This window comes from Cellulomonas sp. P4_H4 (genome assembly GCF_056400865.1).
The window spans coordinates 372,562-395,902 of record NZ_JBFUKL010000002.1; the positions used below are offsets into that span (position 1 = coordinate 372,562).

Consider the following 23,341-nt stretch of genomic DNA (forward strand, 5'->3'; position numbering starts at 1 on the left):
CGTTACGCAAGGTAATGACGTAGGCTAACGATCATGCCCACGACCCCTGACCCGACCGGCGATCTCCGCATCGCGATCGGCCAGGCGGCGCGACGCATCCGGGCTGAGCGCGGCGGCGCAGGTCTCGCAGACCCGCAGTACACGGTGCTCCTCTGGCTGAACAAGCGTGGGCCGCTGACGCCCGGCCAGCTGGCCGAGCTCGAGCGCATCCAGCCGCCGTCGATGACCCGCACCGTGAACTGCCTGGTCGAGCTCGGGCTCGTGGCCAAGGACCCGCACCCGACCGACGGCCGGCAGGTGGTCGTGTCGCTGACCGACGCCGGCAAGGCCGAGGTCGAGGAGACCCGCCGCCGCCGGAACACCTGGCTGGCCGGTCAGCTGGAGGCCATGACGGCCGAGGAGCGGCAGCTGCTCACCGACGCCACCGAGCTGCTCCGGAGGATCGCCCAGGCATGAGTCCCACGTTCTCCTCGCTGCAGTTCCGCAACTACCGCCTCTGGTTCGCCGGGGCGCTCGTCGCGAACATCGGTACCTGGATGCAGCGGGTCGCGCAGGACTGGCTGGTGCTCACGGAGCTCACCGACGAGTCGGGCATCGCGGTCGGCATCACGACCGCGCTGCAGTTCGCGCCGGTGCTCCTGCTGTCGCCGTGGGCCGGGTTGCTCGCCGACCGCGTCGACCGCCGCAAGCTCCTGATCGCCACCCAGGTGGGCCAGGGCATCCTCGCGGCCGGGCTCGGGGTGCTGGTCCTGTCCGGCCACGCCCAGCTGTGGCAGGTGTACCTGTTCGCGCTGGCGCTCGGCTGCGTGACGGCGATCGACGGACCCGTGCGCCAGACGTTCGTCGCCGAGCTCGTGCCCGCCGCCAAGCTGTCCAACGCGGTCGGCCTCAACAGCGCGTCGTTCAACGCCGCCCGCCTGATCGGCCCGGGCGTCGCCGGCCTCCTGATCGCCGCGGTCGGCACGGGCTGGGTCTTCCTCATCAACGCCGCCACGTTCGCCGCGACGATCTTCGCGCTGACCAAGATGCGCCGCTCCGAGATGCGGCCCATGCCGACCGTGGTGCGGGCCAAGGGGCAGCTGCGCGAGGGCATCGCCTACGTGCGCGGGCGCAGCGACATCCTCGTGATCATGGTCGTGGTGGGCGTCGTCTCGACGTTCGGCCTGAACTTCCAGCTGACGAGCGCGATGATGGCGCGGACCGAGTTCGGACGGGGCGCGGGGGAGTACGGCATCCTCGGCTCGGTGCTCGCGATCGGCTCGCTGACCGGCGCTCTGCTCGCGGCTCGTCGGGAACGCCCCCGCGTGCGACTGGTCATCGGCTCGGCGTTCGGGTTCGGCATCGCGACGGGCGTCATGGCCCTCATGCCGACCTATCCGTCGTACGTGATCGCCTGCATCCCGGTCGGCCTCGCCAGCCTGACGATGATGACGGCCGCGAACTCGACCATCCAGATGACGACCGACCCCGCCGTACGAGGTCGGGTCATGGCGCTGTACATGATGGTGTTCCTCGGTGCGACGCCGGTCGGGTCACCGATCGTCGGCTGGATCGGCCAGACGTACGGCCCGCGCTGGGCGATCGGCGTCGGCTCGATCAGCGCGCTCCTCGTGGCGACCGGAGCCGCCCTGTGGGCGCGGTCTCGCTGGGACGTGCGCGTCCGGTACCGGGTGCGCACGCGTCCTCACCTCGAGGTCGTCAGCTCGCGTGACCTGCGCGAAGCCTCTGCCGCTCGGCTGGGCGCGCACGAGGCCGCGGACCGCCAGACCGCCGCCTGACCGCTCGCGGACCCTGCCCGTCCGGGTAGACCGAGGGTGAATCGGCGCCGTCCCGTGTCGGGCACGGTGCCCGGCATGTGACGATCTGTCCGTGAGTGCCAGAGTCGCGGGACCCCCGGAGCCGGGTGATCTGTTCGACGCGCTCCCGTTCGCCGACCAGCCGCAGCACTCGCATGGCGCAGGCGCCTCGCGTCGGACCCGCGTGATCGTCTGGTCGCTCCTCGGGGCTTTCGTCGTCCTGGTCGTCCTGGGTGCGTGGCTCGCGTACCGGGCCATCCAGGCGTCGCAGGCGCTGTACTCGGCGCAGGACGGCTTCGTGGCGATGCAGAAGGACCTCGCCGACGGCGGCACGGACAAGATCGAGCAGCAGCTCCCGGCCGTCCAGGACGACCTCGCGCGGGCTGTCAGCGCCGCGAACGACCCCGTCTGGCGCATGGCGGAGCACCTGCCCCTCGTCGGCCCCAACCTCGAGGCCGTGCGGATCGTGTCGACGTCGCTGGAGGACGTGACCGCGACCGCGCTGCCCGCCGTGAGCAAGCTGAACGCCGTGATCAACATCGAGGGTGCGCGAGGCGCGGACGGCCGGGTGGACCTCGCTCCGCTCGTCGACGCCGGACCGCAGATCATCGCGGCGGCCGCCAGCGCGCACGAGGCTCAGGACGCCGTGGCGCAGATCGACACGAGCGCCCTGGTCTCGCAGCTCGCGGGACCGGTCGAGAAGGTGGGCGTGGCGCTCGGCACGGTCACCGGAGCGCTCGACGCGGGCGCGCAGGTGGCCACGCTGCTGCCGCCGATGCTCGGCGCGGACGGTCCTCGCACCTATCTCATGGTGTCCCTGAACTCGGCGGAGCTGCGCAGCGCCGGGGGCATCGTCGGCGCCTTCGCGGTGCTGCAGGCGCAGGACGGCGCGGTGACGCTGGTCGACCAGCGCTCGACGATCGACCTCGCCGGGATCCCGGAGTCGATCCTCCCGCTCACGGACGAGGAGCTGAACGTCGACACCGACCGGCTCGGTCGCTGGGTGCAGGACGCGGTCCTCACCCCCGACTTCCCGCGCGCCGCGGAGCTGATCGCCGCCCGCTGGGAGCAGGACATGGGTCAGCACGTCGACGGCGTCGTCGCCGCGGACCCCGTCGGTGCCCGCTACCTCCTGGACGCCACCGGACCCGTGACCGACGTCGACGGCACGACGGTGAACGCGTCGGACGTCGTCCGGGTGCTGCTGCACGACGCGTACATGAACATCGCGGACCCCGCGCAGGTCGACCAGTTCTACGCCAACGTGGCCGCGGCGATCTTCGCCGCCGTCGGGTCCGGGCAGGGGGACACCCACGGACTGGTCACGGCGCTCACCAAGGCCGGCTCCGAGGGACGGATCCGCATCTGGGCCGCCGATCCCGACGAGCAGTCGACGCTCGAGGGCACGACGATCGGCGGTGCCTTCCTCTCCGGCGACTACCCCGACGCCACCGGTGTGTTCCTCAACGACGGGACCGGCGGCAAGCTCGACTACTACCTCACCACCAAGGTGACGGTCGAGGACCTGCAGTGCTCGGGTCCTGCCCCGACCGCCACCGTGCGGCTCGACCTGGACTACGACCCTCCGGCGGACGTCGCGCAGTACCCCGCGTACGTGACCGGGTCCGGCCAGGGCGGGCTGCCGCTGGGCAGCCTGATGACGAACGTGAGCGTCTACTCGGTCGTCGGCGGGTCGCTCGGTCCGCTCGGCCTGGACGACGGGTTCGTCGCCGGCCACTCGGGGACGGCGTCCGGTCGGGACGTCGACATCGTGACGTCGGTCCTCCATCCGGGGGAGCGCGCGACCTACTGGACGCGCGTTCCGGTCAAGGACGGCACCGTCAGCGTCTGGACGACCCCGACGCTCACCGAGTCCGGATTTGTCACCGCCAGCTGCCCCTGAGGCCCTGGAGCTGCGGCCCTGACCTGGGCAATCGCCGCGCACGCCCTCCGGAAGTTGGACGCCTGTTCACCCCATGGGGTGAAGTATGGGTGAATATGACCGTTTTCTCCCGCTTCACCCGTTCTGACCTCCCGAAACAGGGCGGCGGGGAGCGATGATGGGCGTCTGAAATGTCCGATTCTCGAGCAAGGGCGATGTGATCATGGTCAGAACGCTTCGCGGTGCGATCGTCGTGCTGGTGGTGGCCCTCCTGGGCTTTGCCGCAGCACAGCCGGCCACTGCCGCTGTGAGCCCGTCTCCCAGCCCCTCCGTCTCGCAGAACGGCTGCGACGACGACGGCGACTACCCCGCACCCTGCCTGCTCTCGGTGGAGGTTGCGACGTACTGCTCGGAGGACGTCCCGACGCTGACGTACAACGCGATGCCCGTCGGAACGACCAAGGACAAGGTGACCATCACCTTCGAGAACCCGAACGGTCCCGACATCGTCTTCGCCGACCGTCCGCTGACCGGGACGCTCACGTTCCCCGGCGTCGTCATCACCAACGGCAAGGTCGTCGACTGGCCGGGCTGGACGCTGAACGACGACGGCACATGGACCAAGGGCGACGAGTTCAACTGGGTCCGCGCGGGCATGGCGATCCACTTCGCGGTCAACCCCGAGGCCGATGCCACGGCGATGTACCCCGGCGCGACGGCCGCCTGCAACCCGCCGACCACCGAGGTGCTCGTCGAGACCCCGGCTCCGTCCCCGACCGTGACCGAGGTCAGCGAGGTGCTCGCCGAGGGTGACCCGGCCGATGCCGTCCTGTCCGCGACGGGAAGCAACGACGCCCCGCTGCTCGCCGCTGCGATCGGCTTCATCGTGCTCGGTGGCGCGGCAGTCACGATCGTCTCGCTCTCGCGGCGCCGTCGGAACGCCTGACCTAGCACGACACGCGCGACGCCCGCTCCCTCGCTGACCAGGGGGCGGGCGTCGCCGTGTCCGGGCTCAGAGAAGGCTGTGTGGGCTGAGAGAAGGCGCTCAGGCCCGGAGGAGCTCGCCTGGGCTCAGAGGAGCTGGTCGACGACGTGGTCGATGCAGGCCGTGAGCGCGAGCACGTCGTCGGGGTCCACGGCCGGGTACATCGCCACGCGGAGCTGGTTGCGGCCGAGCTTGCGGTAGGGCTCGACGTCGACCACGCCGTGATCGCGCAGCGCGCGAGCAACGGTCGGCGCCTCGATCGACGGTGCGAGGTCGATGGTCCCGACGACGTTGGACCGGATCGACGGGTCGACGACGAACGGCGTGGCCCAGTCGCGCGAGTCGGCCCAGCTGTAGAGGTGTCCGGCCGAGGTCGCGGTCCGCTCGGCCGCCCAGGGCAGTCCGCCGTTGCCGAGGATCCAGTCCAGCTGGTCGGCGAGCAGGATCAGGGTCGCGATGGCCGGGGTGTTCAGGGTCTGGTCGAGCCGCGAGTTGGCGACGGCCGTGGTGAACGAGAGGAACTCGGGCACCCACCGACCGCTCGACTCGATGCGCGCTGCGCGTTCGATCGCGGCAGGGGAAGCGGCGGCGAGCCAGAGCCCGCCGTCCGAGGCGAACGACTTCTGCGGGGCGAAGTAGTAGACGTCGGTCTGGCTCACGTCGACCGCGAGCCCGCCGGCGCCCGAGGTGCCGTCGACGAGGACGAGCGCGCCCTGCTCGCGGGAGCCTGCCACGCGCCGCACGGGGGCCGCGACGCCGGTCGACGTCTCGTTGTGCGGCCAGGCATAGGCGTCGACGCCGTCGACGAACGTGGGCACGGACACCTCGCCGGGCGGGGCGACGGTGATCACCGGCGCCCCGAGGAAGGGTGCGCGGGTCGCTGCCGCGGCGAACTTCGCGCCGAACTCTCCGAAGGTCGCGAACGCCGCGACGTCGTCGACCAGGCAGAGAGTGGCGACATCCCAGAAGGCCGACGACCCGCCGTTGCCGAGGACGATCTCGTAGTCGTCGGGCAACCCCAGCAGTGCGGACAGGCCCGCACGGACACGGCCGACGAGCGCCCGTACGGGGGCCTGCCGGTGCGAGGTCCCCATGAGTGCCGCCGACGGCCCCGCAAGCGCCTCGAGCTGTGCGGTGCGGACCTTGGACGGCCCGGAGCCGAACCGGCCGTCGCGGGGCAGCAGGTGCGCGGGAATTGTCAGAGCGGCGTGATCGTCGGGCACGAGGCCGAGGATAGGCGGTCGGGGGGCCCCGATGTCGTGGCGACCAACTAACCTGTGCACCAGCACGGTGACGCGACGTTGGAGGCTGCAGCAGTGAGCGACCTGATCGACACGACGGAGATGTACCTCAAGACGATCTACGAGCTCACCGAGGAAGGCATCACCCCCCTGCGCGCACGCATCGCCGAGCGGCTCGGGCACTCCGGGCCCACGGTCTCCCAGACCGTCGCTCGCATGGAGCGGGACGGACTCGTCGTCGTCAGCGGGGACCGGCACCTCGAGCTCACCGGTGCGGGCGCGGCCAAGGCGGTGCGAGTCATGCGCAAGCACCGCCTGGCGGAGCGGCTCCTCACGGACGTGATCGGCCTCGAGTGGCCCTACGTGCACGAGGAGGCCTGCCGCTGGGAGCACGTGATGAGCGAGCGCGTCGAGAAGCGCCTGGCTGCTCTGCTCGACCACCCTCACTTCGACCCGTACGGCAACCCCATCCCGGGTCTGGGCGAGATCGGCGAGGAGACCACGCACGTGGCGTTCCTCGACGGTGTCACGTCGCTCGTGGGCTTCCGGGGCGAGGTCGGTCCGGACGGCGTCGAGCGGGCTGTCGTCGCCCGCATCGCGGAGCCGCTGCAGGTCGACGTCGAGCTGCTCACGCGACTGGCCGAGGCGGGCGTGCGGCCCCACAAGGAGATCTCGATCGAGCGTTCCAACGGCATCGTGACGGTGTCGACGGCCGGGTCGGACGTCCTGCTGGACCTGCCCGAGGACGTCGCGCGGCACATCTTCGTCGGAGCCCTCTGAGCGCTCCCGCACCACCCCGATCGGATCCGCCCGAGCAGTCGGACGGTCGTGCTGGCGCGCCTGTCCGCGTGCTCCGTGATCTTCGCGGAACCGGGGAGTGACGTACTTCACAGTCCCCGTGGCGCAGATGACCTGCGTCTTCGCTGGTCAGCGCAGACATCGATCGATGGTATTCAGGACGACTGTCCAACACGAGCAAACTTCTCGTGACCAGAACGTGACAATCGCTGCGGGCGTCATGTACGTTCGTCCTGCTTCTCCAGAACCCTCCTCTGAGGAAGCCCTCGAGCAGAACGCCTAACCCTGCCGCTGCTTCGAGGTTCGCTCTAACCGCCGGCAGGGGCGGGGGACCCAATTGCGGGCACCGGAAGTTCGGTGTCCTTGGGGTGAAGTCGCTGAACCGGCTGGTCCGGGGATGTGGCCGGGTGTTCTCCCATCCGAACCCGACAGCTGACCTCGTAGGCCTCAGGAGAGGCACAGAGTGACCGTGAGCACTACTCGCGCCCGCCACCGTGCGGCGCGGCGTCCCTCGACGCCACTGACCGAGCTGGCTGCAGCTGCCACCGGCCAGATCGGCACCGTGGGCCGCCGGACGGCCGTCGTGGCCGCCTCGTCGGGACTCGTCGTCTCGATGCTCGGCTCGCCCGCATCGGCCACCGCCGGTGATGCAGGTGCGCTCCCCGCTGTCGACACCGCAGCCCTGACCGCCTCCGCGCGGGCCGTGCTCGACACCGCCCCCATCGTCACGGCCCCGGCTGACGCCACCTGGACCGTCGACATCCCCGCGGTCAAGGCCGAGACGCCGCCGCCCCCGCCGCCCGTCAAGGTGAAGGCCAAGGCCGCCTCGCGCAGCTCGGCGCGTTCCGCCGTGGCGACGTCGAACGCCGCGATCCCGCAGTCGGTCTCCGGCAACGCGGTCCTCGAGATCGCCGCGCAGTACGTCGGCACGCCGTACGTCTCCGGCGGCAGCACCCCCGCCGGCTTCGACTGCTCGGGCTTCACGTCGTACGTCTTCCGCCAGCTCGGCATCTCGCTGCCCCGCACGTCGAGCGGCCAGCGGTACGCGGGCACGGTCGTCTCCCGCGACCAGGCGCTGCCCGGTGACCTCATCTGGAGCCCCGGACACGTCGCCATCTACGCCGGTGGCAACATGCAGATCGACTCGCCCCGCCCGGGCAAGACGATCCAGTTCCGCGCCATCTGGCAGAGCTCGCCCGTCTTCATCCGCGTCGGCTGACCTAGCCGCCCGCACGACGCAGCCCCGATGACATCGACGTCATCGGGGCTTCGCCATGTCCGGCCCCGGCGTTGGGCGTGGCGTCCCGTTGCGCCCCGGCACGTGCGTACCGGCGCGTAGTCTGGCCGTGCACCACGCTGTTGCTTCGCTTCGCCGGGCCGGCAGCCAGCCGGTTCGACCCCCCGAGGTCGGGAGAACGCCGTGCTCGTGAACGCCGACACGCTGACCGCCGAGACGACCGGCGGTGCCGAGAGCCCCGCGCCACTCGCCGGCTCCGCCGCCCGGACCCTGCTGCTCAACGCGAGCATGGAGCCCCTCTGCATCGTGAGCCTGCGCCGTGCCGTCGTGCTCGTCATGACGGGCAAGGCGACCGTGCTGGAGTCGGACGGGCGCCTGCTGCACTCCGAGCACGTGGCTGTACCGCTGCCGGTCGTCCTGTGCCTGACGCGGTACGTGCACGTGCCCGTGCGACGGCCGGTGCCTCCCACGCGTCGCACCGTGCTGCAACGGGACAACCACCGGTGCGCGTACTGCGGCGGGGGAGCGGACACCGTCGACCACGTGCACCCGCGCTCCCGGGGAGGACGGCACGAGTGGACCAACGTCGTGGCCGCGTGCGTCCGGTGCAACCACCGCAAGGCAGACCGGCTCCTGCACGAGATCGGGTGGGAGCTGCCGTTCGTCCCCCGGGCGCCCCGATGGTCGGTAGCCTTCGGGACCACCTCGGTTCGCACCGAGCCGCTCTGGTCGCAGTACGTGGTGGCAGAGGACATGTGGGCCAGGGCGTAGCGGCATGAGGACGTAGAGGCAGGAGGTCCGCCATGACGAGAGACGATGTGGTCCTCGTAGGGGTCGACGGGTCGTCGGCGAGCATGCACGCGCTCGACTGGGCGGCCGCGCAGGCGCGGACGCACGGCTGGGGCCTGCGCGTGGTCTGCAGCTACTCCTTGCCCTCGTTCACGGCGGCCTCGCTCGACGGTGGGTACGCCGCGCTCGACGACACCACGATCCAGCAGGGCGCGCGGGCCGTCCTGGCCGAGGCGACGGCACGCGTCGCGGGCCACGGGCTCGCGGTCAGCGCCAGCGTCGTCACGGGCGACGCCGCGGGCGTCCTGATCGACATGTCGCACACCGTCCGTGCCGTCGTGGTCGGGACCCGGGGACGCGGCGGCTTCGCCGACCGGCTGCTCGGCACGGTCTCGTCCGCCCTCCCTGCGCACGCGTACTGCCCGACGGTGGTCGTGCCGTTGCGCAAGGGTGGCAAGCCGCTGCCCGACGACGTCGCGATGCCCCCCGTGCGGCCGTTGCGGCGCATCGTGGTCGGCGTCGACGGGTCGCCCGCCGCGGAGTACGCGCTGCGGTTCGCGATCGCCGAGGCGGAGGCGTGGGGTGCCGAGCTCACCGCGGTCGCGGGGGTCCCGGTCGGGTCGATGACCGGTGTGCTCGCGTGGCTGCCCGCGGCGGTGGACCGTGAACAGGTGCTGCGCGACGTCGAGGAGGGTCTGCACGTCGTCGTCGACCGGGCGCTGGCGGACCACCCCGGCCTGACCGTGAAGCGGCACGCGCTCGACGGCACGGGCGCCGAGCTGCTCACCGAGTTCTCCGTCGCGACGGACCTGCTCGTCGTCGGCTCACGCGGGCGCGGCGGTTTCGCCGGGCTGCTGCTCGGCTCCACGAGCCAGGCCGTGCTGCACCACGCCGACTGCCCGGTCATGGTGGTCACCAACCGCTGCGCGCAGGACGCCGCTGAAGCGAGCTAGGTCTCCGGTCCCGGTGGGACGTCGGGCCGTCGGACCAGCGGTGACAGGACGACGGTGGAGCGCGTCCGGGAGACGAACGGCTCGGACGCCAGGCGCTCGACCACGCGCTCGAGGTGGCGCATGTCGCGCGCGCGCACCTGGACCATCAGGTCGACGTCACCGGTCACGGTGCTCGCGGCGACGACCTCGGGGTACTGCTCGACGGCGGCCTGCATCGTGGCGGGGCTCGTCGACCCCTGGCAGAACAGCTCGACGAACGCCTCCGTCTGCCAGCCCATGGCGGCCGGGTCCAGCCGGACGGTGAAGCCTCGGATCACGCCGCGCTCGCGCAGCCGGTCCACGCGTCGCTTGACCGCTGGGGCCGACAACGACACCTTCTCGCCCACCTGCGCGAACGTCGCGCGGGCGTCCAGACCGAGGGCGTGCAGGATCGCGGTGTCGAGCGGATCCAGCCCGGTGTCGTCCGTCATCCGTCCATCTTCGCCGAGCGCGGGGGGCAGGGAATGGCTAGCGTTCCCCCGAATGCCAATGCCGCATCTGGCCTCAAGTCGGACAGCGGGCATGCCGAGAGGACTAGAGGTGCCCCGTCCAGGGCGTCCCAGGTTCGTGAAGGAGGCGTCGTGGCTAAAGACACGAAGAACCGCATCGATACCGTACCGACGCCACGCGCGTCGACGACGGACGCTGACATCGTCGGCGTGTCGGTCGGTGAGCTCGCGTCCGTGAGCGCGGCAGCAGCAGCGGGATCCGCGACGGCCGGTGACACGACCACCGAGAAGCCGCGCCGGGGTCCCACCGCCTTCCGGCCGACGACGACGGCACCGCGCGAGGTCGAGGTCCCCACCCAGCCCGCCGCTCCGTCGCCTCTCGTCTCTGCCGCCCCCGTTCCCGCCAAGGCCCCGGTCCGCCGCGTTCGCGGCGCGGTCTGGGTCGGCGCCGCCGCGGCTCTCGTCGTCGCCCTCGCCGCGGGCAGTGCGGTCTACGCCTCCGAGCGCGGCAAGCTGGAGGCCAAGGAAGCCGCGCTCGCCGCCTCGCTTCGTGTCGGCGAGTCGGTCGTCGCAGGCAGGCGTGACGCCGCTGTCGCCGACGCGGCCGAGGCCGCGATGGTGAACGCGACCTACCTGAGCGCCCGTGCGCGCACCGCTGCGCAGGCGCAGAGCGTCGTCGACCACGCGGCCGCGGCCCTCGCGGCAACCCCCAATGCCGGTGCGTCCCGCGATGCCCTCGCGGCGGCGGCGACCAAGGTGTCCTCCGCGCTCACCGCTCCCGCGACGAGCCCCGCGTCGCTGCGCAAGGCGGCCGCCGGCGTCGCTGCACCGCAGAAGGCCGCCGTCGACGCTCAGGCGGCCTGGCAGGCTGCCGAGAACGCACGGATCGCCGCCGAGCAGGCCGCCGCTGCCCAGGCCGCCGCAGGAGGTACCACTCGCTCCTGGCGGAGCACCAGCTACTACGCGCCGGGCAGCTCGGGCGGCGGCGCCCAGGCGCCGGTCGCAGCATCGTCGGGCGTTCCGGCCGGCGGCAAGGTCTGCTCCGGTTCCGGCGGATCGGGTGCCAGTGCGTCCGGTGCGGGCGCGATCGGGAGTGCGATCAACAGCTACCGCGCGAGCCGCGGCCTGCCCGCGCTGTCGGTGTCCACGAGCGGCAGCCTGACCTCGCACGCCATCACCATGGCGAACACGGGCGGGATCTGGCACAGCGGCCGCGACAACATCGTCGGGTGCGTCAGCAGCGGCTCCGCGTCGTCGCTGGTCAGCGCCTGGTCGCGTTCGCCGGGTCACGACGCGCAGATGCGTCGCACCGACGTCTCGAGCATGAGCGTGGGCGGGGCGAGCCTCGGCGGCTGGCTCTTCGGCGCCGTCAAGTTCAACTGAACCGCCGACGTCCGCACTCGTGGGGCCGTAGCCCCACGGGTGCGGACGTCTGCTGTCACTGCGGGTGCGCCGGATACGAAGGCGCCCAGGCGCCAAGGTCCGCGCCCGTACGGGTCAGGGGCCGCACGGGCGCGGACGGTCGGAGTCCGCCCTCAAAGCTCAGCGGAGGGCGGACTCGAGGCGGTCGGTGGCCAGGTCGAGGTCCTCGGTGCTGATCGTCAGCGGGGGAGCCAGGCGGATCGTCGAGCCGTGGGTGTCCTTGGCCAGCACGCCGAGGCTCAGGAGCCGCTCGCACAGGTCGCGGCCGCTCACGGGTCCCGACGAGCGGCCAGGCGCCACGTCGAGGCCCGCCCACAGCCCCGCGCGGCGCACCGAGCCCAGCAGACCGTCGTCGACGAGAGCGTCCAGCCGGACGCCCCAGGCCGCTCCCAGGGCAGCGGCGGACGCCTGCAACGAACCGTCGGAGAGCAGGTCGACGACCGCGAGTCCGACCGCGCACGCGAGCGGGTTGCCCCCGAACGTCGAGCCGTGCGTCCCCGCGGTGAGCACGCCGAGCACGTCGGACCGGCCGACCACGGCGGACACCGGCAGCACGCCGCCGCCGAGAGCCTTGCCGAGGGTGACCAGGTCGGGTCTCACACCCCACAGCTCGGAGGCGAGCGTCGTGCCCGTGCGACCGAGTCCCGACTGGATCTCGTCGCAGATCAGCAGGACGTCCGCGGCCGTGCACACGGCCCGGACCGCCGGCAGGTACGTGGCGGGCGGGATGACGACGCCCTGCTCGCCCTGGATCGGCTCGATCAGGACAGCGACCGTCGTCTCGTCGATCGCCGCGGCCAACGCCTCGGCGTCGCCGTACGGCACGATCCGGAACCCGGGCGTGTAGGGCCCGAAGCCGCGGCGGGCGTCAGGGTCGGTCGAGAAGGACACGATCGTCGTCGTGCGGCCGTGGAAGTTGCCGTCGGCCACGACGATCGTCGCCTGCCCGTCGGGTACGCCCTTGACGTCGTAGCCCCACTTGCGTGCGGCCTTGATGGCGGTCTCGACGGCCTCGGCGCCCGTGTTCATCGGCAGGACCATCGGCGGTCCGGCCACGAGGGGTCCGACGAGCCCCGCGAGCGCCTCCGCGAACGGGACGAGCAGGTCGTGGTCGAACGCGCGGGACGTGAGCGTGAGCCGGTCGATCTGCGCGTGCGCCGCTGCGGTCAGCGCAGGGTGGCGGTGCCCGAAGTTCAGCGCGGAGTACCCCGACAGCAGGTCGAGGTAGCGCTTGCCCTCGGTGTCCGTCACCCACGACCCGAGCCCGTCGACGAGCGTGACGGGCAGCGGGTGGTAGTTGTGCGCGAGCACCGCCGACGCCTCGGACGACGACAGGGGCGCAGGCGCCGCGACGGCCGACATGAGGGTCATCGCCGTGCGCGGATCTCGAGCGTGCAGCACTTGGCGCCGCCACCGCCCTTGAGCAGCTCGCTCGTGTCCACGGGGATGGGGTTGTAGCCGCGGTCGGTGAGGGCCGCTGCCAGGTCCACCGCGCCCGGGGCGACGACGACGTTGTGCCCGTCGGACACCGCGTTCAGTCCGAGGGCGCGGGCGTCCTCGGAGGTGGCGTGCACGGCGTCGGGGAACAGCTGCTCCAGGACGGCGCGCGACCCGGCGGAGAACGCGGGCGGGTAGTACGCGATCTGGGGGTCCTCGGGCGAGCTCGACAGGACGGCCAGCGCGGTGTCGAGGTGGTAGTAGTGCGGGGACACCAGCTCGAGCGAGACGACCGGGCGGCCGAACAGCTCCTGGGCCTCGGCGTGCGCGGCCCGGTCGGTGCGGAAGCCCGTGCCGGCCAGGATCAGGTCGCCGACGACGAGCAGGTCGCCCTCGCCCTCGTTGGTCTCGGCAGCGGTGTGCGTCACGTAGCCGCGGTCCGCGAACCACTTCTGGTACGCGGGGCCCTCGGCGGCGCGCTCGGCGTACCGGAAGCGTGCCGAGTAGACGACGCCGTCGAGCACGGTCGCGCCGTTGGCTGCGTAGACCATGTCCGGGAGGCCCTCGATGGGGTCGATCGTCTCGACCGTGTGGCCGAGGTCGACGTAGGTGTCCCGCAGGCGCCGCCACTGCTGGACCGCGAGGTCGGCGTCGGTGTGCTTGGTCTTGTCCATCCACGGGTTGATCTCGTACGAGACCGTGTAGTGCACGGGCTCGCACATCAGGTAGTGGCGGTCGGTACGTCCGGGGGCGGTGGGGGGCATGGGGGTGGGCTCCTCGTGGCGTGTCGTTCCCACGAGGGTACGAGTCGGTAGGGTTCCGCGGTCGCATCCCGGATTGCGCACTGGGGCGCGATGTGTTGCGTCGGACCGTGATCTAGCGGTGATCCGTTGCGCGGACCTCGCTCTGGGCGCGCAACAGTGCATACCGGACCATGCCGCCGAGGAACGGACGCATGGCGAGCTCGGTGAGTCGACGCGGCAGGGGGCCTGCCAGCCAGACGTGCTCGGTCCACAGCACCCGGCACGACGACGGGCCTGCCGGCACGACGACGATGCTCGCCGTCCCTTTGAGCACGTGCCCGATCTTCGTGAGCTCCGCGACGCCGGTCCGGGTCTGCGTCGGCGGGTCGTAGCGGTCGATGCGCATGACGTCGGCGAGCCCCGGAGCGCCCCGGCGTGCGAACGGTCCGGACACCGCCGTGAACACCGAGCCGACGTCGGGCTCGTCGGTGTCCAGTCCGACCCGGGTCAACGGCACCCACCGGTCGTGGTTGCGCGGGTCGGCGACGAGGGCCCACGCGGTGACGGCGTCGACCGGGAAGGCGCGCACGACGGCGTCGGTGGTCATGGACCCATCGTGGACCTGTCCGGCCCGGGGCACAGCCCGGCGGACGCCGGATGCCCGGTAGCGTCGCACCCATGGAGAGCAGGCAGCTGGGACGCACGGGTCGGTCGGTCGGCGTGGTCGGGCTGGGGTGCTGGCAGCTCGGCGCGGACTGGGGCTCGGTCGACGACGACGTGGCCCTCGGGGTGTTGGGTGCGGCGGTCGATGCGGGCGTGACGTTCCTGGACACCGCGGACGTCTACGGCGACGGGCGCTCGGAGCGGCTGATCGGTCGGTTCCTCGTCGAGAGGTCCGCCGCCGGGGGGACCGGTCTGACCGTCGCGACGAAGATGGGCCGCCGCGCGGACCCGCACACGGCGGAGGCCTACACGCTCGACGCGTTCCGCGCCTGGACGGACCGCTCCCGGCAGAACCTCGGCGTCGACACGCTCGACCTCGTCCAGCTGCACTGCCCGCCGAGCGAGGTGTACCGACGCGAGTCCACGTACGACGCCCTGGACACGCTGGTGCAGGAGGGGCGGATCGCCGCGTACGGCGTCTCGGTGGAGACGGTCGACGAGGCGCTCGACGCGATCATCCGGCCCCGGGTGGCCACCGTGCAGATCATCCTCAACATCTTCCGCCGCAAGCCGCTCGAGGAGGTGCTGCCCACCGCGCGCGAGCACGGGGTCGGCATCATCGCGCGCGTGCCCCTGGCCAGCGGCCTGCTGTCCGGGAAGTACGACGAGAGCACGCGGTTCGCCGACGACGACCACCGCACCTACAACCGGCACGGCGAGGCGTTCGACGTGGGCGAGACGTTCGCGGGCGTGCCGTTCGACGTGGGTGTGGCGGCAGCGCGCGAGGTCGCGTCCCTGACGCCCGCCGGCACCACGACCGCGCAGCTCGCGCTGCGGTGGGTGGTCGACCAGCCCGGCGTCTCGGTGGTGATCCCGGGTGCACGCACGCCGGAGCAGGCGCGCGCGAACGCGGCGGCCGCGCAGGTGCCCCCGGTCGACGAGGAGACGCTCGACGGGCTGCGCGGGGTGTACGACGGACGCATCCGCGCGCACGTTCACGCGCGCTGGTGAGCTAGAGGTCCTCGGCAGGCGGGGGCGCAGCCTGGTGGGGCACGGAGGTCAGTGCACGCCGTGCCTTGCGCCCGCGCAGCCCTGACGGCAGCCGACGGGGCGGGGCCGGCAAGGTCAGCACGGTGTCGTCGGCACCCGCGAGCTCGAAGACGCGCGGGAACGACGTCGGCGCGGGGCCGAACGCCTTGCGCGCGCCGTCGATGACGGTGCGTCCGAGCGAGCGCGCACCCGCGACTCCGATGACGATGCCGATGCCGAACGGGATGATGCGGCCGATCGCCAGCCCGGTCTGCTTGCCCACCTGCGTCCGCACGAGCCGACGCGTCATGGTCGAGTTGACCTTGCGCACGGTCGCCATCGGCATCCGCGTCAGCAGCGCGCGTGCGACGCTGACCGACGTCAGCTCGGCACCGTCGGCGGCGATCATGGCCTTGTTCTCGCCGAGGATCGTCGCCAGGAGCAGGGCGGTGCGCCGGTCCGCGTCCTCGACCTCGATGCCGTGCACGGAGGCGACCGCCAGCGAGAAGGCGGCGGACGCACCGAAGAACGTCGCGATGTCGCTCGCCGTGAGGGCCAGAGCGACGCCGGTGCCGACCGCGGGGGCCGCCGCGACAGCGCCGACGGCGCCACCCGTGCTCTGGACGACCCGCAGGTACTCCTTCTCGAGCAGCCGCACGATCTGCTCGGGGCTCGCCTCCGGGTTGCGTCGTCGCAGCGCGTCCACGTGCGCGTGGATGGTCGACGACGGGATCGTCACCGCCTTGGCGAGGGCCGCATCGACGACGGCGACCACGGGCTCAGCGCTCCCCGGTGACCGTCAGCTGGACGGTCGCGCCGGCCTCGAGGGTGCGGCCCACCGTGCAGTGCTGGTCGATCGCGCGGTGCACCACGGTCAGGAGGCGCTCGCGGGCGGTCGGGTCGAGCGAGCTGAGGTCCACGACGAGCTCCTCGAGGAGCGCGGGGTAACGGTCGTGCTCGTCGTCGCTCATGCCCGACACCTCGATGGTCACCTCGACGTCGTCGCCGAGCCGGTGCCGCAGGGCCGAGTCCGACGCGAGCCCGCTGCAGCCGGCCAGGGCGATCTTCAGCAGCTCGCCGGGGCTGAACGCGCTCTCGTCGCCCACGCTCCCGATCAGCACCTCGGCGCCGCGCGAGTTGCGACCCGTGTAGCGGCGCACGCCGGTGCGCTCGACCCACAGCCGGGTGTCCTGGGCGTTGCTCGTCACGTCGGGCGCCTCCTGAGGCGCCAGGGTTGCCGCTTCGTCCTTCGTCATCCGGCGATCCTGCCACGCGACGCACGATCAGGCTGAAGTTGCGCAGCGACTACGGATGGGGTGGCCCAGGCCCGCTGGTTAGGCTGCAGCCGCGGTCGACCCTGGCCGCTTCCCGGGTGGAGGTCCGTGGTGGTGACGATCGTGAGGCGCTGGGTGGGTCTCGGCGCGCTCGGGGTCGTCGTCGCGCTCGCGGTCTCGGGGTGCTCGTGGTTCGGTCGCGACGACGACAAGCCGGAGTCGATCTCGGTGTTCGAGGCCAAGGTCGGAGACTGCTTCCTGGCGCCCGACGAGATCACCGTCGAGCTCACGGAGCTGTCGCGCGTGACGTGCGAGACGCCGCACCAGCAGGAGTCGTACGCACTGCCCAAGTACACCGACCCGGGCACGGACGACACACCCACGACCTTCCCGGGCGACGCGGCCCTGAAGTCCTTCGCCGACGGCACCTGCGCGGAGGAGTTCGAGGGCTACGTCGGCGTCGACTACCGGGACTCGAGCCTGTACTTCACGTATCTCGTGCCGTCGGCGCGCAGCTGGGAGCAGGACGACGACACCACGGTGATCTGCTTCGTCACGACCACCGGTCAGACGCTCACCAAGTCGGTGGCCGGCACCGGCATGTAGCTCGGCGTGCAGTCAGGAGGAATCATGGGCAAGCCCGCCGCGGTCTCGACCGCAGCACTGCAGTGCAGCTTCGGTATGGCACCGTCCACGCTCAACGTCATCCCGATCAGCAAGGTCGTCATCGAGGGCAGGCCCGCGGCGACGATCACCGACATCCTGCCGGGGGCCAACATCCCGCCGTTCGGCATGTGCATGAGCCTCGCGAACCCGACTGTCGCGGCCGCGACCGCGGCGGCTCTCGGGGTGCTGACACCGATGCCCTGCGTGCCCACGGTCGTCGCACCGTGGAGCCCGCCTGCCGCCAAGACGATCATCGGCGGGATACCCGCGCTGACCATGGGCGCGATGTGCACGTGCGCGTTCGGCGGGGTCATCCAGATCGTCAACCCGGGGGCGGTGAAGACGCTCGAGGGCTGAGGCGGCGGGGTGCCGAGGGATCCACAGGATCAACATCGGTAGCGATTACCGATGCTCCGGACAGAGGGTCCTGCATAGCCTTCCGATGTCCTGCCGGTATCCCGGCCCAGGTTCGCGCGCGCGGGGAGATCCGCGTGGAGCAGTGCGCGCGTGACGAGGCCCCGGGCCGACCTCGGCACGACACCCGCGATCGCATGAGGAGGCAGTGAGCGTGCTGATCCCCGCGGTCGAGGACGGCTTGGAGAAGCTCCTGCGCAGCACGCTCCCCTTGCCGGTCGAGCAGGGTGACATCTCGTTCGACTCGCCCAACAACACGTGGTCGGCGCAGGTCAACCGGCTCACCGTGAACCTCTTCCTGTACGGCGTCTCCCGCAGCGGGCAGCCGAACCGTGGGCCAGCCGTCCGGACGAACGCCGCGGGCGTCGCCGAGCGGCGCCATGCCCTGCCGATGGTCGAGCTGTCGTACATGGTCAGCGCGTGGGCGGGTTCCACGCGCGACGAGCACCTGCTGCTCGGTGACGCGCTCGCGAGGTTGCTCGCGCACCAGGTCCTGCCCGCGCAGCACGCGTCGCCCGTCCTGCAGTCGTCGGTCCAGCTCTCGCTCGCGGACGACGAGAAGGTACGCCCGCGCGACGTCTGGGGTGGGCTCGGCGGCACGCTCAAGGCCTCGTTCACGCTGCTGGTGACCGTCGCAGCGGACGCGTACGACTGGGAGGCCGAGGCGCCGCAGGTCACCTCCGTCGTCGGCACGGCGGTCCCCATGCCGGCCGGCTCGCGTCCGTGAGAGTCAGCAGCACCGTCGAGCGGCTCGACGTGCCGCCCGGCGGGAGTGGCATCGTGCCTCTCCAGGTCATCAACACCTCGTCGGTCATCGAGTCCCTGTCGGTGCGGGTGATCGGGCTCCCGGACGAGCTGTTCCGGTCCGAGCCCACGGCGCTCGCGCTCTTCCCGGAGGCGTCCGGCGCGCTGACCATGACCCTCGCGCTCCCGCCCGCGTTCCCCGCCGGCACCTACCCGGTGACGCTCGTCGTCACGGGCAGCGCTCCGGGTGCGCGCGAGGCGTTCCACGACCTCGACCTCGTCGTGCCGCCCCATCCGCACCTGGCGCTCACGGCCACACCGTCACGGGTGCGCACGCGCGGGCGCGCCGCGTTCGTCGTCGAGGTCCGCAACGACGGCAACGTGCCGCTCGACGTCGCACTGCGCGCGGTCGACAGCGACCGGACCCTGCGCACGTCGCTCACACCGTCGACGCTCTCCGTCGCGACGGGCGCCGTGCGGTCGAGCACCGTCCTGGTCAAGGGCCCGCGCCAGCTCCTCGGCTCCGACCGCGACCGTCCGCTCAAGGTCGCCGCGCAGGCCACCGACACGCAGGCCGAGGTCGACCTCGTGCTGCGGCAGCGCTCGACCATCAGCCGCGGCCTGCTCACCGCGCTGATCCTGCTCGCGATCCTGGCCGCCTGGGCGCTCGCGTTCCTGCTGGGGATGCAGCAGGTGTTCGGCACCGACCCGTTCACCAAGGTCGCGCCCGCGTCGTTCTTCGCCGCGACGCCCAGCGAGGACGGTCTGACGGGGACCGACGAGAGCCCGAACGGTGCGCCGGCCGGCGCGCTGGCCAAGGACGGGCCGGTGCCCGCGGGCGTCGGCGCGACGCTCACCGGCGTCGTCACGGGAGCGTCCGACGAGCAGGGGGTCGGGCGGATCACGGTCGACGCCCTGCGGGAGAAGAAGGACGGCACGCTCGTCGTGGTCTCGTCGGCGGCCACCCAGGCCGACGGCACGTACTCGATGGCCGGTGTGTTCCCGGGCAGCTACATCGTCCGTTTCACCGCCGACGGCTACGACACGGTCTACCTCGGCGGCGGGACGACGCCGCAGTCGTCGACCCTCGTGGCCGCGCCCGCACAGCAGGTCAAGGCAGGCGTGAACCAGGCGATCACGGGGTTCCCGGCGTCGATCAGCGGGAGCGTGGAGACCGGCGAGGCGCCGGGAGTCGTCGCCGTGACGGTGACGGCGAAGCCCGCGTGGGACGGCGCGGACCCGGCGACCGCCTACACGACCAGCACGGACGCATCAGGCGCCTACACGTTCGCGGGCCTGCCCGCACCGGGGACCTACGAGCTGAGCTTCGTCGCGGAGGGTTACCAGCCGTCCACCGTGACGGAACGGGTGCTCGGCGGGCAGAACCGGTTCGCGCTCGACGTGCGGCTGGGCGCGGGCACGGGGCAGATCTCGGGCACGGTCACCGACGGCACGTCCCCGCTCGGCGGGGTCAAGGTGAGCACGACCTCGGGCGGGAAGGCGCTCGTCGTCGGCACCCCGACCGTGGGCCAGGTGGGAGCGTTCGTGCTCCCGAACCTGCCGACCCCGGCCACGTACGTCCTGACCTTCGCCAAGAGCGGGTTCAGCACGCGCACGGTGGTCGTGGACCTGCGCGCCGGGGAGGTGCGCGGCGATCTCCGCATCGTCATGTCCGGGGGAGCCGGTGTGGTGACCGGGACGGTGCTCGACCCGGCCGGCGCGGGCCTGGGCGGGGTCACGGTGACGGCCGGCGGGTCGGCGACGACGCTCAGCACCACCACCCTGACCTCCGGAGCGGTCGGCAGCTTCACGCTGACCGGACTGACCCCCGGCTCCGTGACGCTGACCTTCACCAAGCCCGGGTTCACGTCAGCGAGCGTGCCCGTGACGATCACCGACGCGGGCCCGACCGCGCCGGTGACGGTCACGATGAGCTCGGCGCTGGGGTCGGTCACGGGCCGGGTCCTGCAGAACAACGTGGGCGTGGGCGGTGCGACCGTCCAGGCGACGGACGGGGTCCTCGTCCGCACCACCACGTCGACCGCCGCGGGGGCGCTGGGCGCCGGGACCTTCCTGCTCGCCGACCTGCCCGCCGGCACGTACACGATCTCGGTGAACACCGGTGGCCCGGTGCTGGCGACGGCCGTCATCACCATCCAGCCGGGTGGCGTCGTGACGCAGGACCTGCCGATCGGTGGTTCGTGACGTGCGCCTGACGGTCGAGCCGCAGCGGGTGACCGCGACCCCTGGCGTCCCGACGCTGGTGGGCGTGGTCGTCACCAACGCCTCGGACCTCATCGCCGGGTACGTCCTGCGGGTCCTGGGTGCGGACCCCACGTGGGTCGAGATCGAGGACCCGTCGCCCCGCCTGTTCCCGGGCGAGTCCGTGTCGGTCGCGGTGCTGATCACGCTTCCGGTCGGGGTGCCCGCCGGCGAGCGTCGCGTCGCGATCCAGGTGCGCGACGTCACGGACGAGGCCGCGATCGCCATCGAGGACGTGACCCTCGACGTCCCCGCGCAGCCTCGGACGTCGGTGAAGCTCGAGCCGACCACCGTGACGGCCGGCAAGGCCGCCGCGTTCTCCGTCCTCGTGCACAACGAGGGCAACACGGTGCAGCACGGCAGCCTGGTCGCAGGCGACGCCGAGGCGAAGACCACCTACACGTTCGCGCCGCCCACGTTCAGCCTGTCCCCCGGGGAGAGCACGACGGTCGCGCTGCAGGCGGCGGCGAAGCGCCCGTGGGTGGGCGACCCGATCCTGCGTCCGTTCGAGCTGCGCGTCGACACCACGGCGATGCCCGCCTCGGCCGAGACCCCGCCCTCGGCAGCGGGCGTGTTCGTCCAGAAGTCCCGGTTGTCGCGGGGGCTGCTCGGCCTGCTGGGCCTGCTGCTGGCGCTCACGCTGTTCGCGGTCATCATCACGCTGGCCCTCAGCTCGGTGGTCGGGCGGTCCGCCGCTGACCGCGACCTCGCCCTGCAGGTCGCCCAGGCCCGGCAGGCCGCGGCGCAGACCGGCACGAGCGCGATCAGCGGCACGGTGGTCGACCTGTCCACCGGGGCGGCGGTGCCGAACGTCAGCGTCGCGCTGTTCACCGCCGACGACCCGTCGGACCCGTTCGTGACCACGGCGACCGGCCAGCAGGGCACGTTCACGATCAGCCGCCTCCCGGCCGGCGAGTACACGCTGCGGGTCACGGGAGCCGGGCTGACGGAGGTCTGGTACGCGGCCGCCGCCACCCAGGCCGACGCGACCGCGATCACGGTCACGGCCGGCCAGACGGCGTCCGGTCTGACCGTCGTCGTCGGCGGCGTCCCTGCCACGATCGCGGGAACCGTGCGGGGCGACGACGTGGCCGGTGCGGTCCTCACCGTCGAGATGCCGCTCGACACCCCGCCCCTCGCCGGTGAGGTCCAGCCCGAGGCGGGTGAGGCCGAGCCTCCCGTCGGGTCGGGTGCGGTGGTCCGTACCGTCCCGATCGGTGCCGACGGCACGTTCGAGGTCGAAGGCCTGCCGTCGCCGGCGATCTACGACCTTGTCGTCTCCAAGTCAGGGTTCGCCAGCACGGTGCAGCGCGTCGACGTCGCGGCGGGGGAGGACCGGTCCGACATCGAGCTGTCGCTGCTCACGGGCGACGGGTCGATCGCCGGGTCGGTGTCCGGGTTCAACGGACCCGTCGGCGGTGCGACGGTGGTGGCGACGACCGGCCAGATCACGGTCGAGACCGTCTCGCTCACCCAGGACGCGGTGGGCTCGTTCGTGCTGCGCGGGCTGCCGACGCCCGGCACCTACACGGTCGTCGTGTCGGCGGACGGGTACTCGCCGGCGACCCTGAACCTCACGCTCACGGCGGCCCAGCAGCTCACGGGGGTGTCCGTCGTGCTCGGACGCGACGAGGCGACGCTGGCCGGGCTGGTCACGGTGCCGGGCGGCAGCGCAGCGGGCGTGACGGTGACGGTGACGGACGGCGCCGCCACCGCCCAGACGGTGACCCAGTCGACCGCCCCGGTCGGGCACTGGGAGGTCACCGGTCTGCGGGTCCCGAGCACGTACACGGTGACGTTCTCGCGCGTGGACCTCGAGTCGCAGGTGCTCTCCGTCGGCGTCGACGGGTTCGGCAACGTGACGTCCGGGGCGCCGAGCGCGACGCAGGTCGACGTGACGATGCGCGCGGCGGAGGCGAGCATCTCCGGGATCGTCAGCCAGGCCGGGACCCAGGGGGAGGCCGTCCCGGTCGGCAACGTCACCGTCACCGTCAGCTCGGGCGTCACGCAGCGCACGGTGACCACGGCCTCGACGCCTGCGTCGAAGGTGGGCAGCTACATCGTCGAACAGCTCCCGCCCGGCACCTACACGGTCACGTTTTCCCGTCCCGGGACGCGACCCACGTCGACGATCGTGATCCTGGCGGCAGCGCAGGACAAGGACCTCAGCCCCGTCCTCGTCGCCCCGGCTCGGATCTACGGAACGGTCACGTCCCAGACCGACGCGGCCGAGGAGGGCCGCACCGTGGCGCTGTACCTCGCCACGGAGTACGGCACCGGCGCACTTGCGGTCAAGACGACGACCACGGGGACGGACGGGTCGTACATCCTCGAGGACGTCAACGCGCCCGAGAACTACGTGATCGAGGTCCGCACGTCGCCCAACGGCACCGTCATGGTGGTCTCCGACCCGTTGTCCCTGTCCGCGAGCGAGCAGCTGCAGGTCAACCTGACGACGGGCAGCCCGGGGTGATGTGACGCTGCTGACGAACTCGCGTCCCGGCTCAGCAATGGGCCT

At 72.1% G+C, this 23,341-nt stretch carries 22 protein-coding genes and 1 riboswitch; of the genes, 15 read left to right on the forward strand and 7 right to left on the reverse strand.

The window, feature by feature from the left end; all coding sequences use genetic code 11:
- The first annotated feature begins 33 nt into the window (after positions 1–33).
- From AC1DPN_RS08010 to AC1DPN_RS08025, 4 genes are all read left to right on the forward strand, one after another.
- A complete protein-coding gene (locus tag AC1DPN_RS08010; RefSeq protein WP_477084205.1) occupies positions 34–456 on the forward strand; it encodes a MarR family winged helix-turn-helix transcriptional regulator in 423 nt (140 codons plus the stop codon).
- On the forward strand, positions 453–1,778 hold the full coding sequence (locus AC1DPN_RS08015; protein ID WP_477084206.1) for an MFS transporter: 1,326 nt from the start codon (positions 453–455) through the stop codon (positions 1,776–1,778). Before AC1DPN_RS08010 ends, AC1DPN_RS08015 begins: the two co-directional genes overlap by 4 nt.
- Before the next feature lie 91 nt (positions 1,779–1,869).
- A complete protein-coding gene (locus AC1DPN_RS08020; protein WP_477084207.1) occupies positions 1,870–3,699 on the forward strand; it encodes a DUF4012 domain-containing protein in 1,830 nt (609 codons plus the stop codon).
- 202 nt (positions 3,700–3,901) lie between these two features.
- Positions 3,902–4,624, forward strand: a complete 723-nt coding sequence (locus AC1DPN_RS08025) for a peptidase (RefSeq protein ID WP_477084208.1) — start codon at positions 3,902–3,904, stop codon at positions 4,622–4,624.
- Between the two features lie 125 nt (positions 4,625–4,749).
- On the opposite strand, the gene serC is transcribed toward AC1DPN_RS08025, so the two are convergent.
- Positions 4,750–5,886 (reverse strand): phosphoserine transaminase, encoded by a 1,137-nt coding sequence (serC, locus tag AC1DPN_RS08030; RefSeq protein WP_477084209.1) that lies wholly within the window; start codon positions 5,884–5,886, stop codon positions 4,750–4,752.
- A gap of 93 nt (positions 5,887–5,979) precedes the next feature.
- Here serC and AC1DPN_RS08035 point away from each other — a divergent pair, with 93 nt between their 5' ends.
- The 4 genes from AC1DPN_RS08035 to AC1DPN_RS08050 all read left to right on the forward strand — a co-directional run bounded on the left by AC1DPN_RS08035 (position 5,980) and on the right by AC1DPN_RS08050 (position 9,681).
- Positions 5,980–6,684 carry an iron-dependent transcriptional repressor DtxR gene (locus AC1DPN_RS08035; RefSeq protein ID WP_477084210.1) on the forward strand — a complete coding sequence of 235 codons (705 nt, stop codon included), beginning with the start codon at positions 5,980–5,982 and terminating at the stop codon, positions 6,682–6,684.
- Between the two features lie 312 nt (positions 6,685–6,996).
- Positions 6,997–7,163: riboswitch (cyclic di-AMP (ydaO/yuaA leader) on the forward strand.
- Positions 7,164–7,165: 2 nt separating this feature from the next.
- Positions 7,166–7,921, forward strand: a complete 756-nt coding sequence (locus AC1DPN_RS08040) for a C40 family peptidase (RefSeq protein ID WP_477084211.1) — start codon at positions 7,166–7,168, stop codon at positions 7,919–7,921.
- A 306-nt stretch (positions 7,922–8,227) separates the two neighbouring features.
- Positions 8,228–8,710 carry an HNH endonuclease gene (locus tag AC1DPN_RS08045; protein WP_477084589.1) on the forward strand — a complete coding sequence of 161 codons (483 nt, stop codon included), beginning with the start codon at positions 8,228–8,230 and terminating at the stop codon, positions 8,708–8,710.
- A gap of 32 nt (positions 8,711–8,742) precedes the next feature.
- Positions 8,743–9,681 (forward strand): universal stress protein, encoded by a 939-nt coding sequence (locus AC1DPN_RS08050; protein ID WP_477084212.1) that lies wholly within the window; start codon positions 8,743–8,745, stop codon positions 9,679–9,681.
- Here AC1DPN_RS08050 and AC1DPN_RS08055 read toward each other — a convergent pair.
- Positions 9,678–10,151, reverse strand: a complete 474-nt coding sequence (locus AC1DPN_RS08055; RefSeq protein WP_477084213.1) for an Lrp/AsnC family transcriptional regulator — start codon at positions 10,149–10,151, stop codon at positions 9,678–9,680. The two genes, AC1DPN_RS08050 and AC1DPN_RS08055, sit on opposite strands and share 4 nt — an antisense overlap.
- Before the next feature lie 150 nt (positions 10,152–10,301).
- On the opposite strand from AC1DPN_RS08055, the gene AC1DPN_RS08060 reads away from it, so the two are divergent.
- On the forward strand, positions 10,302–11,552 hold the full coding sequence (locus AC1DPN_RS08060) for a CAP domain-containing protein (protein WP_477084214.1): 1,251 nt from the start codon (positions 10,302–10,304) through the stop codon (positions 11,550–11,552).
- Positions 11,553–11,711: 159 nt separating this feature from the next.
- On the opposite strand, the gene rocD is transcribed toward AC1DPN_RS08060, so the two are convergent.
- The 3 genes from rocD to AC1DPN_RS08075 form a co-directional block, all read right to left on the reverse strand.
- A complete protein-coding gene (rocD, locus tag AC1DPN_RS08065) occupies positions 11,712–12,953 on the reverse strand; it encodes an ornithine--oxo-acid transaminase (RefSeq protein ID WP_477084590.1) in 1,242 nt (413 codons plus the stop codon).
- Between the two features lie 5 nt (positions 12,954–12,958).
- Positions 12,959–13,792 (reverse strand): dimethylargininase, encoded by an 834-nt coding sequence (gene ddaH, locus AC1DPN_RS08070; protein ID WP_477084215.1) that lies wholly within the window; start codon positions 13,790–13,792, stop codon positions 12,959–12,961.
- Between the two features lie 112 nt (positions 13,793–13,904).
- The gene (locus tag AC1DPN_RS08075; RefSeq protein WP_477084216.1) at positions 13,905–14,378 is read right to left on the reverse strand and encodes an SRPBCC family protein; all 474 of its coding nucleotides are present in this window, start codon (positions 14,376–14,378) and stop codon (positions 13,905–13,907) included.
- Positions 14,379–14,449: 71 nt separating this feature from the next.
- On the opposite strand from AC1DPN_RS08075, the gene AC1DPN_RS08080 reads away from it, so the two are divergent.
- Positions 14,450–15,445, forward strand: coding sequence for an aldo/keto reductase (locus tag AC1DPN_RS08080; protein ID WP_477084217.1), 996 nt, complete (start codon positions 14,450–14,452; stop codon positions 15,443–15,445).
- A 1-nt stretch (position 15,446) separates the two neighbouring features.
- Here AC1DPN_RS08080 and AC1DPN_RS08085 read toward each other — a convergent pair whose 3' ends face one another.
- The gene (locus AC1DPN_RS08085; protein ID WP_477084218.1) at positions 15,447–16,238 is read right to left on the reverse strand and encodes a hypothetical protein; all 792 of its coding nucleotides are present in this window, start codon (positions 16,236–16,238) and stop codon (positions 15,447–15,449) included.
- 4 nt (positions 16,239–16,242) lie between these two features.
- The gene (locus AC1DPN_RS08090) at positions 16,243–16,719 is read right to left on the reverse strand and encodes an OsmC family protein (RefSeq protein WP_477084219.1); all 477 of its coding nucleotides are present in this window, start codon (positions 16,717–16,719) and stop codon (positions 16,243–16,245) included.
- Between the two features lie 132 nt (positions 16,720–16,851).
- Here AC1DPN_RS08090 and AC1DPN_RS08095 point away from each other — a divergent pair, with 132 nt between their 5' ends.
- The 5 genes from AC1DPN_RS08095 to AC1DPN_RS08115 all read left to right on the forward strand — a co-directional run bounded on the left by AC1DPN_RS08095 (position 16,852) and on the right by AC1DPN_RS08115 (position 23,296).
- The gene (locus AC1DPN_RS08095; RefSeq protein WP_477084220.1) at positions 16,852–17,343 is read left to right on the forward strand and encodes a septum formation family protein; all 492 of its coding nucleotides are present in this window, start codon (positions 16,852–16,854) and stop codon (positions 17,341–17,343) included.
- 24 nt (positions 17,344–17,367) lie between these two features.
- Entirely contained in the window at positions 17,368–17,760 is a 393-nt protein-coding gene (locus AC1DPN_RS08100; protein ID WP_477084221.1) for a DUF4280 domain-containing protein, read from the forward strand.
- A gap of 205 nt (positions 17,761–17,965) precedes the next feature.
- A complete protein-coding gene (locus AC1DPN_RS08105; protein WP_477084222.1) occupies positions 17,966–18,544 on the forward strand; it encodes a Pvc16 family protein in 579 nt (192 codons plus the stop codon).
- Positions 18,541–20,766, forward strand: a complete 2,226-nt coding sequence (locus AC1DPN_RS08110; protein WP_477084223.1) for a carboxypeptidase regulatory-like domain-containing protein — start codon at positions 18,541–18,543, stop codon at positions 20,764–20,766. The genes AC1DPN_RS08105 and AC1DPN_RS08110 overlap by 4 nt, the downstream gene beginning before the upstream one ends.
- Before the next feature lies 1 nt (position 20,767).
- The gene (locus AC1DPN_RS08115; protein WP_477084224.1) at positions 20,768–23,296 is read left to right on the forward strand and encodes a carboxypeptidase regulatory-like domain-containing protein; all 2,529 of its coding nucleotides are present in this window, start codon (positions 20,768–20,770) and stop codon (positions 23,294–23,296) included.
- Positions 23,297–23,341: the final 45 nt, after the last annotated feature.

Bases quoted from the DNA above. Each gene is read 5' to 3' on its own strand.
- AC1DPN_RS08010 (WP_477084205.1), top strand. From the start codon at position 34: ATGCCCACGACCCCTGACCCGACCGGCGATCTCCGCATCGCGATCGGC.
- AC1DPN_RS08015 (WP_477084206.1), top strand. From the start codon at position 453: ATGAGTCCCACGTTCTCCTCGCTGCAGTTCCGCAACTACCGCCTCTGG.
- AC1DPN_RS08025 (WP_477084208.1), top strand. From the start codon at position 3,902: ATGGTCAGAACGCTTCGCGGTGCGATCGTCGTGCTGGTGGTGGCCCTC.
- AC1DPN_RS08045 (WP_477084589.1), top strand. From the start codon at position 8,228: ATGGAGCCCCTCTGCATCGTGAGCCTGCGCCGTGCCGTCGTGCTCGTC.
- AC1DPN_RS08050 (WP_477084212.1), top strand. From the start codon at position 8,743: ATGACGAGAGACGATGTGGTCCTCGTAGGGGTCGACGGGTCGTCGGCG.
- AC1DPN_RS08055 (WP_477084213.1), bottom strand. From the start codon at position 10,151: ATGACGGACGACACCGGGCTGGATCCGCTCGACACCGCGATCCTGCAC.
- rocD (WP_477084590.1), bottom strand. From the start codon at position 12,953: ATGTCGGCCGTCGCGGCGCCTGCGCCCCTGTCGTCGTCCGAGGCGTCG.
- ddaH (WP_477084215.1), bottom strand. From the start codon at position 13,792: ATGCCCCCCACCGCCCCCGGACGTACCGACCGCCACTACCTGATGTGC.
- AC1DPN_RS08075 (WP_477084216.1), bottom strand. From the start codon at position 14,378: ATGACCACCGACGCCGTCGTGCGCGCCTTCCCGGTCGACGCCGTCACC.
- AC1DPN_RS08080 (WP_477084217.1), top strand. From the start codon at position 14,450: ATGGAGAGCAGGCAGCTGGGACGCACGGGTCGGTCGGTCGGCGTGGTC.
- AC1DPN_RS08090 (WP_477084219.1), bottom strand. From the start codon at position 16,719: ATGACGAAGGACGAAGCGGCAACCCTGGCGCCTCAGGAGGCGCCCGAC.
- AC1DPN_RS08100 (WP_477084221.1), top strand. From the start codon at position 17,368: ATGGGCAAGCCCGCCGCGGTCTCGACCGCAGCACTGCAGTGCAGCTTC.